This is a genomic window from Leptolyngbya sp. FACHB-8 (assembly GCF_014695575.1).
In the GTDB taxonomy this organism is placed as follows: Bacteria; Cyanobacteriota; Cyanobacteriia; order Elainellales; family Elainellaceae; genus Vacuolonema.
This window is the reverse complement of sequence record NZ_JACJOO010000057.1, coordinates 1-15,210: the sequence shown is the minus strand read 5'-3', so window position 1 is coordinate 15,210 and position 15,210 is coordinate 1. Positions and strand designations below refer to the sequence as shown.

General features: G+C 51.8%; 10 protein-coding genes and 1 pseudogene. 3 read left to right on the top strand and 8 right to left on the bottom strand.

All coding sequences use genetic code 11. The features are described from left to right. Window positions 1-10: 10 nt before the first annotated feature. Window positions 11-1,192, bottom strand: coding sequence for an aldo/keto reductase (locus H6F91_RS13910; RefSeq protein WP_190771475.1), 1,182 nt, complete (start codon window positions 1,190-1,192; stop codon window positions 11-13). Window positions 1,193-2,185: 993 nt separating this feature from the next. Here H6F91_RS13910 and H6F91_RS13900 point away from each other — a divergent pair. After that, a pseudogene (locus H6F91_RS13900) lies at window positions 2,186-2,800 on the top strand (glycosyltransferase); the annotation flags it as partial. A 527-nt stretch (window positions 2,801-3,327) separates the two neighbouring features. On the opposite strand, the gene rpiA reads toward H6F91_RS13900, so the two are convergent. Then, the gene (rpiA, locus tag H6F91_RS13895; protein ID WP_190774693.1) at window positions 3,328-4,035 is read right to left on the bottom strand and encodes a ribose-5-phosphate isomerase RpiA; all 708 of its coding nucleotides are present in this window, start codon (window positions 4,033-4,035) and stop codon (window positions 3,328-3,330) included. Window positions 4,036-4,277: 242 nt separating this feature from the next. Between rpiA and H6F91_RS13890 the strand changes: the two genes are divergently transcribed. Beyond that, window positions 4,278-6,026, top strand: coding sequence for a tetratricopeptide repeat protein (locus H6F91_RS13890; RefSeq protein WP_190774692.1), 1,749 nt, complete (start codon window positions 4,278-4,280; stop codon window positions 6,024-6,026). Between the two features lie 139 nt (window positions 6,027-6,165). Here the strand turns inward: H6F91_RS13890 and H6F91_RS13885 are convergent, their stop codons facing one another. After that, window positions 6,166-8,790: a M1 family metallopeptidase gene (locus H6F91_RS13885; RefSeq protein ID WP_190774691.1), complete on the bottom strand. Its 2,625-nt coding sequence runs from the start codon at window positions 8,788-8,790 to the stop codon at window positions 6,166-6,168. A 517-nt stretch (window positions 8,791-9,307) separates the two neighbouring features. Here H6F91_RS13885 and H6F91_RS13880 point away from each other — a divergent pair. Further along, complete coding sequence (locus tag H6F91_RS13880; protein WP_190774690.1) at window positions 9,308-10,666, top strand: SLBB domain-containing protein; 1,359 nt, start codon at window positions 9,308-9,310, stop codon at window positions 10,664-10,666. A gap of 30 nt (window positions 10,667-10,696) precedes the next feature. Here H6F91_RS13880 and H6F91_RS13875 read toward each other — a convergent pair whose 3' ends face one another. The 5 genes from H6F91_RS13875 to H6F91_RS13850 form a co-directional block, all read right to left on the bottom strand. Further along, window positions 10,697-11,152: an NUDIX domain-containing protein gene (locus H6F91_RS13875; protein WP_190774689.1), complete on the bottom strand. Its 456-nt coding sequence runs from the start codon at window positions 11,150-11,152 to the stop codon at window positions 10,697-10,699. 370 nt (window positions 11,153-11,522) lie between these two features. Further along, window positions 11,523-11,957, bottom strand: a complete 435-nt coding sequence (locus tag H6F91_RS13870; protein WP_190774688.1) for a hypothetical protein — start codon at window positions 11,955-11,957, stop codon at window positions 11,523-11,525. Window positions 11,958-12,680: 723 nt separating this feature from the next. Further along, window positions 12,681-13,355: an acetoacetate decarboxylase family protein gene (locus H6F91_RS13860; protein WP_190774686.1), complete on the bottom strand. Its 675-nt coding sequence runs from the start codon at window positions 13,353-13,355 to the stop codon at window positions 12,681-12,683. A 44-nt stretch (window positions 13,356-13,399) separates the two neighbouring features. Beyond that, window positions 13,400-14,218: an SDR family oxidoreductase gene (locus tag H6F91_RS13855; protein WP_190774685.1), complete on the bottom strand. Its 819-nt coding sequence runs from the start codon at window positions 14,216-14,218 to the stop codon at window positions 13,400-13,402. Window positions 14,219-14,635: 417 nt separating this feature from the next. Then, window positions 14,636-15,040, bottom strand: coding sequence for a hypothetical protein (locus H6F91_RS13850; RefSeq protein WP_190774684.1), 405 nt, complete (start codon window positions 15,038-15,040; stop codon window positions 14,636-14,638). Window positions 15,041-15,210 lie beyond the last annotated feature (170 nt).

Below are 15,210 nucleotides of genomic sequence, written 5' to 3'. Positions count from 1 at the left end.
CTTGCCTTTCTTACGACTGCATCAGGCGTCGCCCTTCAGCACCGCCCAACAGCTCATGGGCTTCCTGCAAAAATGCTGGGAGCTTCTCTGCGTGGGGGCTACGGCTCAAGCATGCCTGTAGCTCCGGCATCGTTGCATGGGTCAGCTTGTTACCAGGGAACCAGTGTCCTGCATTCCCCAGCATGTTGTAACGGGCTCTGGCATAGTCCACCATGCCAAAGGCGATCGCCAAATTTCGCAACCACAAAATGCTGCGTACACTCACCTGACCCGGCACCTCCTCCAACCGGGGTAAGCCCACTTCCCAGGTGCGATACCAGTCCTCCCCCAGCGTCCGAATTGCCTCCTGTTCCAGCCGATCCAGAATAGGGGGCAATACGTCTTTGACTCGATCCAGAAAGGCCAGGGTTTTAATATGTTCATCAAAATCGCCAGGGTGGGCAGCCCCGATGCTTAAGGTATGAACCTGAGGATGGCTCAGGCAGAATAGGTTGTTAAACACAATAGGACTGAGAGGCGCACAAAGATCCACCAACTTCTGAGGTGGGCTGTACAGATGCCCCCCCTTATCGGTGGGGCTGATGATGAAAACCCCCATGTCATGCTGGGTTGCTGCTTCGATCGCCGCCCAGTTGATCTGGTTGATGTAGTACCAGTGCAGGTTGACGTAGTCGAATTGATCGGAGGCGATCGCCTGCACAATCACTTCCGTCGGAGCATGGGTCGAAAAACCAATAAATCGAACCCGTCCCTGGCGCTGAAATTCTCGCGCCACATCCAGACAACCGCCAGGCCGTAGCGTCCATTCCAGGATTTCCGGCGTGTTGATGCCGTGCATTCCCAATAAATCCACCTGCTCCAGTTGCAGGTAGGCGAGCGATCGCTCTAAATCTGCTCGAAACTCCTCTGCATTCTCCGTAGGACTGACCTTGGTTTGCACAATCAGCTTCTCGCGGGGAATGCGGGGCAGAATGCGCCCTAGCTGCATTTCAGAGGTTCCATACCCCCGAGCCGTCTCGATATGGTTAATTCCCAGGTCTACCGCCCGACGAATGGTCGCCTCCAGATTTTGCTGGCTGTCCTCAGAGACTTCGGCCTGGGGTACATCTTTCCATTTGTACTGGTAACGCATTCCTCCACAGGAAAAGACCGGCATGGCCAGTTCTGTTCGTCCAAATCGGCGATAGTCCATAACATCAACGGGTTGCAATAGTGCTTTGTGCACTGTATCAAGTCGAGCGATATAGCGTGGTGATCCATGCCACCTTGTTTATGTACGAAGTGCAGCGACCCTCCTGAAGAAGTTGTTTGGCTCAGTCTGTCTACCTGAGAGGCAATGCAAATAAACTCCTTAATCAAGTTCTAAACGTGCTCGGTCATATCTCAAGCCTGAGGATGAGGTTGTGGTGAAAGGGGCACGAAGGAATCCTTTCACCACAACCCCATCTGCCTGTCTAAAACACTACTAAGTGCTTTATCCCTAATTCAATCAGTAACTCAATGACCTGAGCGCGGCTTAGAAGCTCCTTCGAGGGGCGGGCAAAGCGCACACCAAACCAGACAATTGGGTTTATCCGAATTGAGATTGAGTAGGTAGTTATTACTAAGGAGGTTTCTGCATAAGAATTTACCCAGAATGTTGGTGCTTTGCCCGCGAAGCGGGCAAAGCACCAACATTCTGGGGGTAATTTCATTACTGGAAATCTCCTAAATATAAGGTCTAGAAGACTGTGCCACCCACAAAGTAGGTGGCACAGTCTTCTAGACCTTATGTTTCACTGAGTTGAGCGACTTAAAATCATCTAAATAAATTGCCAATACCTAACTTAAGGCTGATTTCCCTACTGATTTAAGCTTTTGCAGAAACTAACATTCCAAACCTTCGTCTATCGAGTTATTAGATACGGCAAAAATTAAGTTCATACTACCTTTACACGGAAAAATACAGTGTGAGTTTTTCGTGTTGAAACCTCCGTATTTACCCTGAGTATCGGGAACAGATATTAAATTACACGAATACTTTAATAGTGCCCCTGTCGCCTGGTCTCTTATGACACAACAGTTGTTAAAACCCAACACGCGCAGGAGAGATTCATCAGAGCCTCTACCACCTGTCCAGAGAAGCTATCGAATCCCCTCCGCGCCTGAATCAGATGCGCTTAGTCCACCTACGGTTCCCACACAATCCATTTACCTGTCTGTTATTCTCCCAACTTACAAAGAACGTACAAACCTACTGGGAATGGTTACCGCCCTTTCCTACCTGTTAGATGAAGTGCTACCCAACGCTTACGAGCTCATTGTGGTAGATGATAATAGCCCCGATCAAACCTGGAACGTTGCTCTACAACTGATCCATCACTACCCAGCGTTACGAGTCATTCGACGCATGGAAGAACGAGGTCTGGCGACTGCTGTGGTCAGGGGTTGGGAAGCAGCGCAGGGGGAAATTCTGGGAGTCATTGATACAGACCTCCAACAACCTCCGGAAGTACTTCTAGAATTGGTCAAACGGATGCAACAGGGAGCCGATCTGGCGATCGCCAGTCGCAATGCTCAGGGTGGGGGTAGCCGGAACCTGAGCCCCGCTCGCCGTCTTCTGCGGTTTGGGGCGCGTTTGTTAGGAAGGCTCATCCTACCGAATGTGGTAGGGCGCGTGTCCGATCCGATGAGTGGCTATTTTCTGGTGCGTCGGGAAGCGATCGCTGGTCGCGTTCTCTTTCCCTCAGGCTATAAGATTTTGCTGGAAGTCTTGAGCCGAGGCGATATTCAAAACATTGCCGAGGTTGGGTATGTGTTTCATGGCCGGCCAGACAAACGGAAACATAGCTTCGGTTCTAAGGTGATTGGTTATTTACGTCACCTGATGCAGCTACGACAATCCCTAGAAACGCTCTAGTCACGTTAATCCATTGGTATTTGTAACCGCCTCAATCGAATTCACAACCCAGAGTATTATTCAGAATTTATTGGATAGATGCTTCGCCAACTCCCAAAAGACTTGACGTGCCATCTATTGAACAATTAGCGCTCAGGGCTTCATATATGTTGCGCCAACTCTCCCAAGTCTTGCCGAATCATTTATTGAACGCCTTAGCACACATTTCCCTGCAAGATGATTTGGTGATATGACATCCGGTTGAAGAACCGTAATCAGAAATGGTGCGACGCAACGTGGCATCTCTGATTAAAATTCTTCAGCCAAATTGGGTGTAAATAACCTGAGTTACGGTTAAGGGCACTTCAGCTTATCCCGACTTGAGGTTGAACATAAAGAATGGCGTGGCACAATGTGCCACGCCATTCTTGCCAAGTACTCAAAGGATTTTACATTTCCCGCACGGTTGGAACACCGTCAATAATTTCTCCAATCAGTACCAGATCGGTCAGGCCGACAAACAAACCGTTATCCAGCACTCCAGGGATGTTGTTAATAGTTTTCTCTAGTTCTGCCGGGTTATCCAGGCTATCGAATTTCACATCCAGAATCATGTTGCCCTGGTCTGTGATCACTGGGCCATCCTTCTTAACTCCCATGCGGATTTCAGGCACCCCACCCAGCTTTTCCATCGCCTGCATCACCGGTGTCACGGCCATCGGCATGACCTCTACGGGCAGCGGAAACGCCCCCAAGTGATCAACCAGCTTGGAGCTATCTACCACCACCACAAATCGTGATGCCAGACCATCTACAATTTTTTCCCGGGTGTGAGCAGCCCCGCCGCCCTTGATCAAGTTCTTCTGTGGATCAACTTCATCCGCACCGTCAATGGCGATGTCAATGCGATCGACTTCGTCCAGCGTCGTCAGCGGAATGCCATACTTACGGGCCAGAACGGAAGCCTGGAACGATGTGGGAATCCCCTTGATATCTGTAAGAGTACCTGCCTGCAGCCGTTCTCCCAGGTATTGGATCATGAAAGCGGCCGTAGAGCCTGTGCCTAACCCAACAATATTGCCGGATTGCACCAGATCGGCGGCGGCTTTACCGACCTGCTGTTTCATGACCTTGACGGGATCTGTTCCTGTACTCATGGGAGCCTGTCCTGCGTTTAAATGCTTACCAACACTAAAGGCTATCATTTCTAAGCCCCGCAAAAAATAGGCTCAGATCTTGCACCGGACCTCAGAGCCCTTATCTTTTGTCGCTTCGTGGGGAAAATAAGGGTTCTGAGCTCTGGTGCAGGAAAGGTACAAGATCTAAATACTCTCGCACCGCGCCGGGCGGAAAGGGTTATAAATGCGGCAAGATAACAAAGGTAGTCTTGCGGAACACCATGGTTGAGCAGCCTTATCCTCCCTCTTTTTCGTTGTCTCTAGAGGAATGCCAGCAGCGGTTGCAAAACCCTCATCTATCCACCAGCGAGCGTACCCACCTCCTGTGTCGCCTTGCAACGCTACATCTGCAACGCGGCAACCCTACAGCAGCCATTACTACCACCGAGCAAGCCCTTCAGCTCCAGCCCGATTCTGCCCTGGCCTACTACTACCGTGGCCTTGCGCTAGAACACCTCGGGCAACTGCAAGCAGCCCTGGCCGCCTACGACCGGGCGATCGCCCTCACCCCCCAACCCTCTGCGCAATGGTGGTGCGATCGCGGCAATGCCTTACGGGGTCTGGGCCGTTACAAAGAATCCCTACATAGTTATGACCAGGCATTAGAAATTGCCCCAGCCCATGAGGAAGCCATGGGGGCAAAGGGTTCCATCCTGGCACTCCTGGGACGGCGGCGGGAAGCACTTCAGATGTGCGATCGCGTGCTGGAGCACTATCCCAGTTCAGCCCAGGCCTGGAACAGCAAAGGAGTCGTGCTGATCACAGGGGGCAGACTCCAGCCAGCGCTGGGGTGCTTTGACCAGGCGATCGCCCTGAATGGTAACTTCGATCGCGCCTGGTGCAATCGGGGCAGCACACTGATGCGGCTGGGGCATACCCAGGAAGGAATCAACAGCCTGGATACTGCCCTATCGATTCAACCGGAGTCACGGGAGTACTGGAAAGCCAACGGTTTGACGTACCGGGGTTATGGCCAGATGAAATTGGGGCTGTATGAGGAAGCGATCGTCGATTTTGACCAGGCTCTTGAGATTAAACCGGGTTATCCTCTCGCGGCGCTTTACCGATTTGTCACTTTAGTCCAGGCTGGAGAATTTTTTCGCCATCTTTCCCATCGGCAGCTGCGTCCCCCACTACTCCGTAACCTGGGCATTATTTTCAACACGTTGAAGTACCGGCTGGGAATTTTGGTCGGGCTGATATTGCTCCTGGGGTTTGGTCAAGGAGCATGGGTTATGGCTCTGCGGCAAGTTCTGCCTGCGCTGCTGTCTCTGGGGGTGGTGGCAGTAGTGGTAGCAGACCTATGGCGCTATCGGCTGCGTCTGGGTTTTGTGCGGCAGACCTATTTCCACAAAAATCCGCTGATTTACTTGCGAGCCTTTTGTACGGTGGTGCTGACCCTCTTTACTTACACCGTGACAGATGCGATCGCTCCAGCCTGGATGCGTTGGGGTTGGGCCAACTGGGTCTTTGGTCAGCCAGGAAACATTATCTTTCAACCCTTCAATCTGTTTTCTGAGCAGACAGGTGAGGCGATCGCCGTCTCCTACAGCCCCTCTGCGCCTCTCCTCAGCACCGCTGGCTTACTGCCGTTTGACGGCAAAGTGTTACTCATTCTCGGCTTCTGGCTGGTTCTGATTCTGGGAATTCCCTTTTGGTCCAGCCTGGAGGAACGCATTTTTCGTCGGGGAGCCGATAGCTGGAGACAAATTGGGGTGCGATCGACCCAGTTCGGGCTCATTCACTTGCTGGCGGGAATTCCCATTCTGGGCGGATTTGTGTTGATTTTGCCAGGATTTTTGTTTGCGTGGCGCTATAAGTTTGTGCGCGATCGCCACTTCCGCAAAACTGGCGATACCCTCCAGGCTCAAGAAGCCGGAGTCGCAGCCAGCACAGCCGATCACGCGATTTACAACGCCATTCTGATTACCCTTGCGGTGGGCTCGATCCTGGCGTTCGGCAACGGGTAATGTGCATTGCAAAGAAGGTGAATGCCACGCACCCCCTTCTTGACCATAACGTTGGTGCATCCCACTGTTGTCAGTGAAGCGGGCGAAGCCCGCTTCACTGACAACAGTGGGATGCACCCATGACGTTTTACGGTTGGTGTTACGCCTTGGACTTGGCCTCTAAACTCTCCAGGCGACTGCGCAGCTCCTGGTTATCCTTCTTGACCTGTTCTAGATCTTCCTGAAGTTTCTTCACGGCCTGGTTTTCTCCGACTTTGCGATAGACGCGCTTGACGGCTTCCTCGGCAATGCGGCGAACACGACCATCGGGGGTGCGATCGCTCAAGCTCTGCAAAATTCCGATGGCACGGGTCGTTTCCATCTGCCCTAGAGCGTTAACCACGGCAACTTGCGTCAGGAAGAAGGCTTCGTCGGCCAGCTCACTCAGTCGCTCTAGAATGCGATCGAGTTGGCTGGGAGCTTGACCACTGGAGATAGCCCCCAGAGAACGAATCGCATTCAAGCGCAGAGCTTGTGGTGTACCGGGAGCCGTGTAGGCCAGAATCAGATCGAGGGCAGCTTCCGAGGTTTTGAGACGGGCCAAGCCAGTGATCGCCCCACTCCGCACCACCTCATTCCATCCGGCCCGCTGCTCTAGCACCGACTTCAGTACGGCCAGCACTGTGTCCTCCTGAGTTTTGCCATCGATGGATACGGTGGCAGCGCTGGCGAGAGAGCGAATGGCAGCAGCCTCGGTGTAGTAGCTGGGGTCACCTTTTTCCACAACCGTTTTGAGGGCGTTAAAGCTGGCGGGAGTCTTTTGTTTGCCCAGCGCTTCGACCACGGCACGACGAACGCGGGCTTCGGGGTCTTTCAATCCCTTCAGAAGAACTTCCACCACCTGATCGAGCTTGATGGTGCCCAGTTGTTCCGCCACCTCGGCCCGAACGGCCCAAAAGGGCTCGTCATGGAGGGCTTTGGCGAGGATTTTGACAGCTTCTAGATTACCTTTTTTGGCGAGGGCGATCGCTGCCATCGTTCGAGAAATGGGGTCGGGGTCGTGCTGTAGCTGGGCCTTCAGCTCAGCCATCGGATATTCCAACTTGACCGTTTTGAGAATGGCGTTGCCTGCATCAAAGCTGACAAATTGGGGTTTCTTTTCCAGGGGGAAGTAGAAAGTTTGTTCCTTCTCGAAGACCCGTACCGTAAAAGTTTGGAGGGTTGAAGTGGCACCTTTCTTGCCCTTTTTGGCATCATCCACATAGCCAAAGCCAATGGGAATTTTCAGGTCAAACAAATCGCTGGCAAGGGGCGTTTCTCCATCCTTCGCCTGAGTCTGAACAATCGTGACCTTCGCCAGCTTGCTGTCGTTATCCCAGGAATAGCTCACCTTGTAGTCAGGGTGACCGCCCCGGAATACGTATTGATCAAACAGGAATTGCAAATTGCGTCCTGTTGCTTTCTCGATCGCCCGCAACAGATCTACTGTTTCAACGGTCTGGTGGGCGTTGTCATTGACAAAGGTGTGGATGGCCTTGAAGAACAACTCATCCCCCAACTCTGCCCGAATCATGTGATAGACGCAGGCTCCCTTTTCGTACAGGTGACCATCGTAAAGTTCGATCGCCTCCCGATATACATGCGTGACGATGGGACGACGGTAGCGGGAACTGTCTTCGTCAATGTAGCTACGGGCTTCATTGAGGCGATAGTAGGCCGCTTCCTCGGCTCCATACTCGTGGTTTGTCCACAGCACCTCGGAGTAAGTCGCCATGCCTTCCTTAATCCAGGCGTGCGACCAATGTTTTACAACCACCAGATCACCAAACCACTGGTGGGCCAACTCGTGAGCCACCAAACTTTCACAGGTACGGTTATCCAGCGCCGCTCGTTCATCCAACAGGCAGCGGTCTGTCAGGAGGGTTGTGGAGGTGTTCTCCATGCCACCAAAGATGAAGTCATCAACGCAGACCTGGGCGTACTTAGGAAAGGGGTAGGGATAGCCAAAGGTCTGGCTGAAGAACTCAATCATAGACGGGGTTTTGCCCATACTACGAAGCGCATCATCAGCCCGGCGTTTTTCTACATAGTAAGTCACAGGTCTGTCTTGCCAGGTGTCTTGAAACTCGGCAAAGTCACCCACCGCCAACGTCATCAAATAGGTGGGATGGACCTGCTTTTGCATCCAGTGGTAAATTTTCTCGTCGCCATCCTCCAGGGTCTCGACAAGTTCCCCATTGGAAATCGCCAGCAGGTTTTGCGGCACGCGCACACGAATCTCAGACGTCGCCAGTTGCCCTGGATAGTCGAAGCAGGGGAACCAGTAGCGTGAGTCCTCGTCCTCCCCCTGAGTCCACACCTGAACGGGCTTGTTGGGATAGTGAGGCTCAGGACCAACAAAATAGAGACCCCGTTGGGGATGGTCGTTGTGGTAGGCGATCGCCACTTCCACCCGCTTCCTAGCCACCGTCGGCTGCTTCAGGTGAATGTGCAACACCTCGCCATCGTAGTCAAACTCCAGTTTGGTCTTACCCACGGTCACTGTATCAATGTCCAGGTTCACCGCATCCAGGGTCAGCGTTTCGATGCCGTCCCGAACAGGATTCAGGCGAATGGTACAGGTGCCGCTATAGCGCTGACTCGGAATGTCCAGCCGCAGATCCAGAGCAATGTGCTCTACCTGGCCAGGGCGATCGGGGGTGTAATGGGGTTTCGCACCGGGTAACTCAAACTTGCGATCGCTCTCACCATTCAACAAGCGGGCAAAGAAGTGGGACTGCGACATTGGTGGACTGGCCTTTAATAGTCATAGAGTCAGCAAAGCTCAACCAGACCCCCACGCGACGAAGGGTAATCTGGAGATGCATTCTTTCTCAGAGTAACGCGAGGGTCAGAGAACGCGACAGGAATTCTCTAAACGGCTGAAGTCTCTGAAAAAGTGAGGTTGTATGCAACGTCACTCCTTCAGAGCGAGGTCATACTCCAAAGAGATGGATGGTGCGGTCAAAGTGGCACTTTGCAGCCCCTTTCACCACTCCATCTGTCTAATCCAACCTCAGTTCGGGATAAGCTGAAGTGCTCATTTTGGCGTGCGCAAAGCGCACGCCAAAATGAGCGTTTTCGAGTGCCGCGCGTTGCGCGGCACTCGAAAACGCCCTTAACCCGAACTCAGGTTAATTCAGGTTAGCGGGATGAATAAGATGCCTCAATTTTTCCTGATGATGGGGCTTTGAGGTTGCAAAGAGTAGCGAATCCTTTGAGATAAGGGTATCGCTGACGTTTGCGAAGTGAGACAAAGCGCTATGCAGCAGAACTGGAAGTCCTTTGGCGTGCTGAGCGGTGTGCTCATGGGGGGATTGGTGGGATTCCCGGTAGCCATCCTTCCGGTGGAGGCCCAAACCACGGTAGCTCAAGCATCAGGGGTAGATGACGGCTACCTGGTGGGAGCGGGCGATCGCGTCCGAGTCGATGTTTTCAACGTGCCCGAGTATAGCGGCGAGTTTACGGTACTGGCGAATGGCACTGTGAACCTACCCGTCGTGGGCGGAGTGGCGGTGGAGGGGTTAACGCTGGCTCAGGCGTCTCAAGTGGTAGCTCAGCGGTATCTGCAGGTGATTCGACGGCCCTATGTGACGCTGTCGTTGTTAGAAATGCGGCCTGTAACCGTAGCGATCGCCGGAGAAATCAGCCGTCCCGGCTCCTACACGTTGGACCCGCAGAATCCGCCTAGCCTGACGAATGCGCTACGGCAGGCCGGGGGAGTGCGACAGTCAGCTAATATTCGTCAGGTGCAGATCCGACGGCGACGTCCTTTTCAGCAAGCCGAGATGCTGACGGTAGATTTGCGGCAACTGGCGCAGTCAGCCGACTTGAGCCAGGATATTTTGCTGCGAGCCGGAGATCAGATTATGATTCCAACGGCTATGAATATGAGCCTGGAAGATGCTCGATTCTTGGCCAGTACGACCTTTGCCAGCCGCGAAACGGAACCGATTCAGGTGGCGATCGTGGGTGAGGTGAACCGCCCCGGCCCTCACATTTTGGCCGCAACCAGCGGCGAAAATACCCCGCCCACTGTGACCAAGGCCATTCAGACGGCAGGGGGCATTACGCAAACAGCCGATATTCGCAACATTCAGATACGACGCGCCCTCGCGAATGGGCAGGAACGCGTCATCGACGTTGATTTCTGGGCCTTACTTCGGAATGGCGATTTACAACAGGACTTGCCCCTGCAAGCGGGAGATACCGTAGTGGTACCCACTGCCACTGCCCTTACCCCCGAAGAATTGACCGAGCAGGCTTCAGCCAGTTTCTCGGCTGATTCTATGGCGGTTAATGTGGTCGGGGAAGTGCGGCAACCGGGGACGGTTTCAATTCCACCCAACACGCCACTGAACCAGGCGATTCTCACAGCGGGTGGTTTTAACAACCGGGCCCGACGTGGGAAAGTGCAACTCATTCGCCTTAACCCAGATGGCACCGTCAGCCGCCGCGACATTGATGTGGATTTCTCCAACAATGCCAACCTGGAAAGCAATCCGCCTCTACGCCCAGGGGATACCGTGGTCGTTGGGCGATCGGGCATTGCAGCGCTTTCAGATGCTCTCAGCAACGTAGCCGTACCGCTGGGAATTATGTTGCGATTGTTTGGGATTTAAGAGTGCTAAAAAGACACGACCTGAGGTTACTTAAGATGCTTTGAACAGTTCTGGCAAATAAATTTCGTTGAGAAACAGGCTGTAGTTGTCGGGGAGAGGTTGTTGTAGGGGCGATCGCTCCCAAAAGTAAGAAAACCGCAATCCTGCATCATTGCCGGTGCCATGAACTGTGTGAACCCAACTATCGGCAATATCATTCGGTGCTTCTAACAAGTAGAAGTGCCGCCGTACGGTTACACGACTATTTAAGCGACAACGCTCTGAAATCCCAATCTTCCGTATCAAGGTCAAGTCGGTTAAACCGCTTTCCTCATTAATTTCTCGATAGAGGGCCGCCTCAATCGTTTCACCCTTTTCGATACCACCTCCCGGCACCTGAACCGGAACATCCTTTTTGTCTAGATGCCGAAATAATAACAATTCGTACTGATTTGCCCTTAAGCGCACAATGAAGGCTGCAACCTTCTCTGCAATATCCTTGGCCATGAAGCCTGTTTTACCTAACTCAGGAAGATTAACTTCAGCTTTTCAGGATATCCTTCCAGCTAACTAATGATATGAAATGACATAGAAATTATTTCGGCAATAGACAAATTGTAGCAAGCGCTACCAAGCCAATATAATTAATACCTTCAGATACTGCATTGACATCCTCATAGCCATTGAGGTAGGTCAAAAAGGCGGCCATGTTTCAAACCTATAGATGAAGTGTGGAAGAAAGCAGACCGCGTGTCCTTTCCTCCGCATCTTATCAACAGCTCTAAAACAGTACTAAAAACCGAAACTCCACCCCTATTGATAGCGGCAGAGTCTCTGTATTTATGCAATCTTTGTGGACAAAAACGATGGAAAGCAGTTAACGTTTTGAGTTCGTCAAGTGCTTAAGCGTGTGCTCCTCAACAGGCGATAACTCTACATCATCAGAGTTTTGAGCCGCACGGGCTTTATCAGCCAGAGATTGCCACTTGTCACTGGCCTTATCGCGCCCCTCCTGAATAATTTCGTTGCGCTTTTCGGTTTTACCAATGATCTTCTTGGTTTTATCTAATCCTTCATAAATTTGATCGGGTGCTTGCTGGGCAGCATCAATGCCTGCATCCAAATCCACACCACTTTGGTTCGTGCCTGCCGTACCTTGAGTGAGCAGATAGAGGGGACTTTGAGCGGGAAGAGAGAGTACATTCAAAGCCTGGGCACTGCCTACAGGAAAGGTGAGGGCGAGCGCCATCACCAGTACAACTAAACCCTGCCACAAACGACGAAATCGAGAGAATAAAACAGGTTTTGCCATAGCAAAGTCCCCAAAAGAATCCATCAAGAACACACAACTACTCCGCAGGCATCTGATCACGATAATGAGCGTCTACCCAACAGCGGGGCAGTTCTTCTCCTGAGGGAAAAACCAATCCGTCTTTCGAAAAGGCAGTTGGCGGTTCCTCGTTTTGACCAGCTTGCATTTGGGCCGAAATTTGATTGTTGCTAGGGTTGATTAACTCAGTTATTTCAACCACTTCAACCAATTGACCAGTTTGCTTGTCTTTCAGAAACATAGCAATAGACGGTATGTATAAGGGGGCAAAACAACCCAAATAATTGGGTTATCTGAACCGTAACGTTTTACCGAATATTCTTTCATCTATCATCCGAACGAATCTAAAGAGAACGTTTGACAAGCCAGTTCTCTGTGCAAATGACAGACCAAAGAATCGTCTCTTTAAACATTCTTAAAACAGGAGTAACAGGCAGTGGAGAACGCAGGTTCAATTGTTAGATGCTACAAGATTTCATAATTTCTGAAGTAGTTTTTGCAGGACAAAATTTGAACTGCATTCCCCATACCTCACAAAAAACATTTAGCTCTAGGCAGCTCAGCTAATTCACATAAGTTTGGGTTAAGAACGTTTTCAAGTACCGCGCAATGCATGGCACTCGAAAACGCCCATTTTGGTATGCAAGAAGCGCATGCCAAAATGGGCACTTCAGCTTATTCCGAGCTGGGTTTACGTACAGCTACTCAACTCAAATGTTGAACCCTGGGTTGATCAATTGAAATTGCAAAATCTTCCAGGTTAAACGCCATCAGGGGATGGTTCAGCTTTAGAGGAGCAAAGGGGCTATCCGAGGGAACTTCCACTTCTGCTCCCATTAATAGATGAGTTTTCGCACGGCCCTGAGCTTTAAACCACACGAAATTAGAGTGTAGTAAGCTAAATGCTCCCAAAAACGGGGGAAGAGAAACCGGCACACCCGGAAACTGGCTGTGATATTTCAGCCGACAAAGCAACTGATCATCTTGGTAAACCGCCACTTGAGGATTTTCTCCAGCCGTCCAGCGGAACGAGGCCATTTCCTTCGGCAAGCCCCAAATCTCTCGGCCCCCAGCAACCGATCGCGGGTTATCCACATAAATGTGAGTTACCCAGGGGCCAATGCGATCGCCATACCGAGTCAGCCCACAAAACACAATCAACTCGTTGTAGGTCAACACTGACCCCTCTTCATAGGAGGACAGGTACACCCCTCCCAACGTCTTACCGGGAAAAATCTGAATCACATCCAGGGCAGCGGGCAAAAATTCTCGCATTGCGGCGACATCAACCGTTTGCACACTCACCAGCGCTCGGCCCTGGAGTGACCAGGGAGCGGCTGGATACTGCTGAGTATTGGGAATGGCAGATTGGGTAGTCATAGGGTTTCCCAGTGGTGAAGGTTTGGGAGGATCGTTAACCAACGTCAGCTATCTTTATGCTGAAAGACTTTGCGAGTCATCCAGCGAGTCAATTGAGGGAGGGCGGCATGTAGCGCTGCAGTGGCCTGTGCGGAACCAACATAAACTTTCTCTTTACGAGACTGCACGGCATCCCATACTGCGCCTGCTACATCTTCGGGCTTTTCAACCAGGGGATTTTCGAGCAATTTCTCAACTTGTCGTCGTCGCTCCTGTTGGTCGTTTTCGTCAACTCCCCGAAAGATAGCTCGCTCCAGGAAGTCGCTTCTGATGATGTTGGGGTAGATGCCACAGACATGAATACCTTTGGGGCTAAGCTCTGTATGCAGCGATTGGGTCAGACCATCGACCGCAAATTTTGTCGTGGTGTAGGGCGTCAGGTAAGCCGCAGGAACACTACCCCCAATAGAGCAAAGATTCACAATGGTACCCTTACCCCTTTCCAATAGATGAGGCAACAGGGCATGAATGGTATGGATGTAGCCCCACAGGTTGGTATCAATCGCCTGGTGCCAGTCAGCCAGGGTAAACGCTTCGACAGGGCCAGAAAGATAAATGCCAGCATTATTGATGAGAACATCAACGGCATTAAAGCGGGTAACCGCAGCCTGAGCCAGAGTCGCAACTTGATCCGCGTCCCGCACATCCGTGGGCACAGGGAGAGTCGCAACGGAATAGCGCGATCGTAATTCCTCTGCCGCTTCTGTTAACCGCTCCTCATTCCGCGCCGCCAGCACTAAGTTGTAGCCATGCTTGGCAAAGCGGTGAGCGATCGCCCGCCCAATCCCCTGAGAAGCCCCTGTAATCAAGACGGTTTCTGTCATCGTTAGCCTCTACAACTACCTCGTCGTGTTTCCCTTCGATGTTGAGTTGTGGATAGATTGCACACACCCTATTCACAACTCAACACAGGTTGAGAACACCACAAACTACCTCTTCAGTGTTGTCAAAATTGCGGGTAAAAGGGTCTAACTTTTGTCAGGTATTTTGGCTAAGCACAGCCCAGTTACGCTATTTCACTGGGTGAAACCGTGAAACGATTTCACCCAGTGAGGAGCTTGCTGTTACTTCATAACAACTTGAATAGAAAATAAAAGGAGAGGCGGTGCCATGCAGCGCCTCTCCTTTTGCATAAAAACCAACAGGAACTCGAGCTTCATGCCCTGCGTCCTGATAAGAAGAAACGCATCCTAATATCAGGGAGCATTTACTTTTCGCATAGAGCCTGCGAATTTCACCCCTTAAGTCTGATGACTTCTAGGCATACCAAGTTTTTGTCGATGATTGGGAATGACGGACCGCACAAACGGTGAGGCCGTAATACAACGCAGTTGTTGAGGTGTTGGGCTAGCAACGAAGGCCCGCGCTCCCTGCAAAAAATGATAAGGAAGGTGCAGCGTCTCCAGTAACGTACGGAGCTGCTCGATCGCCCGCTGCCCATTATCCCGAGGTTCAGCAATATGCTGTACCGATTGCACTCGGAAATTCATCCCCCGCCCAGAGGGGGGATGGGTCAGTTCCAAAACGGAGTCCGGTGCCTCGACCTCAATGAGGACGGACACCGGGTCAGCCTGCTCGGATGCGATGAAATTTCTCAAATCCTCATTCCGGATTTTCTTCTCCCAACGGTCTCCCGAGGTAGCCATACGTAACTCCTAGTGGGTCATCTGGCGTGAGTATTGCCATTTCAGGTGGAGCATTTCAGGCCACCAAGGACTGGGTTACAGCCCCAGACCCTCCTAATCGATGCTTAGGTCGTTTAGATCGCGCTCGTTGTCGTCGTGCCGCTCGCTTGCCACCCCACTCAAACGGTGTT

Bases quoted from the DNA above. Each gene is read 5' to 3' on its own strand.
- H6F91_RS13860 (WP_190774686.1), bottom strand. From the start codon at position 13,355: ATGACTACCCAATCTGCCATTCCCAATACTCAGCAGTATCCAGCCGCT.
- H6F91_RS13870 (WP_190774688.1), bottom strand. From the start codon at position 11,957: ATGGCAAAACCTGTTTTATTCTCTCGATTTCGTCGTTTGTGGCAGGGT.
- H6F91_RS13885 (WP_190774691.1), bottom strand. From the start codon at position 8,790: ATGTCGCAGTCCCACTTCTTTGCCCGCTTGTTGAATGGTGAGAGCGAT.
- rpiA (WP_190774693.1), bottom strand. From the start codon at position 4,035: ATGAGTACAGGAACAGATCCCGTCAAGGTCATGAAACAGCAGGTCGGT.
- H6F91_RS13890 (WP_190774692.1), top strand. From the start codon at position 4,278: ATGGTTGAGCAGCCTTATCCTCCCTCTTTTTCGTTGTCTCTAGAGGAA.
- H6F91_RS13855 (WP_190774685.1), bottom strand. From the start codon at position 14,218: ATGACAGAAACCGTCTTGATTACAGGGGCTTCTCAGGGGATTGGGCGG.
- H6F91_RS13875 (WP_190774689.1), bottom strand. From the start codon at position 11,152: ATGGCCAAGGATATTGCAGAGAAGGTTGCAGCCTTCATTGTGCGCTTA.
- H6F91_RS13910 (WP_190771475.1), bottom strand. From the start codon at position 1,192: ATGGACTATCGCCGATTTGGACGAACAGAACTGGCCATGCCGGTCTTT.
- H6F91_RS13880 (WP_190774690.1), top strand. From the start codon at position 9,308: ATGCAGCAGAACTGGAAGTCCTTTGGCGTGCTGAGCGGTGTGCTCATG.
- H6F91_RS13850 (WP_190774684.1), bottom strand. From the start codon at position 15,040: ATGGCTACCTCGGGAGACCGTTGGGAGAAGAAAATCCGGAATGAGGAT.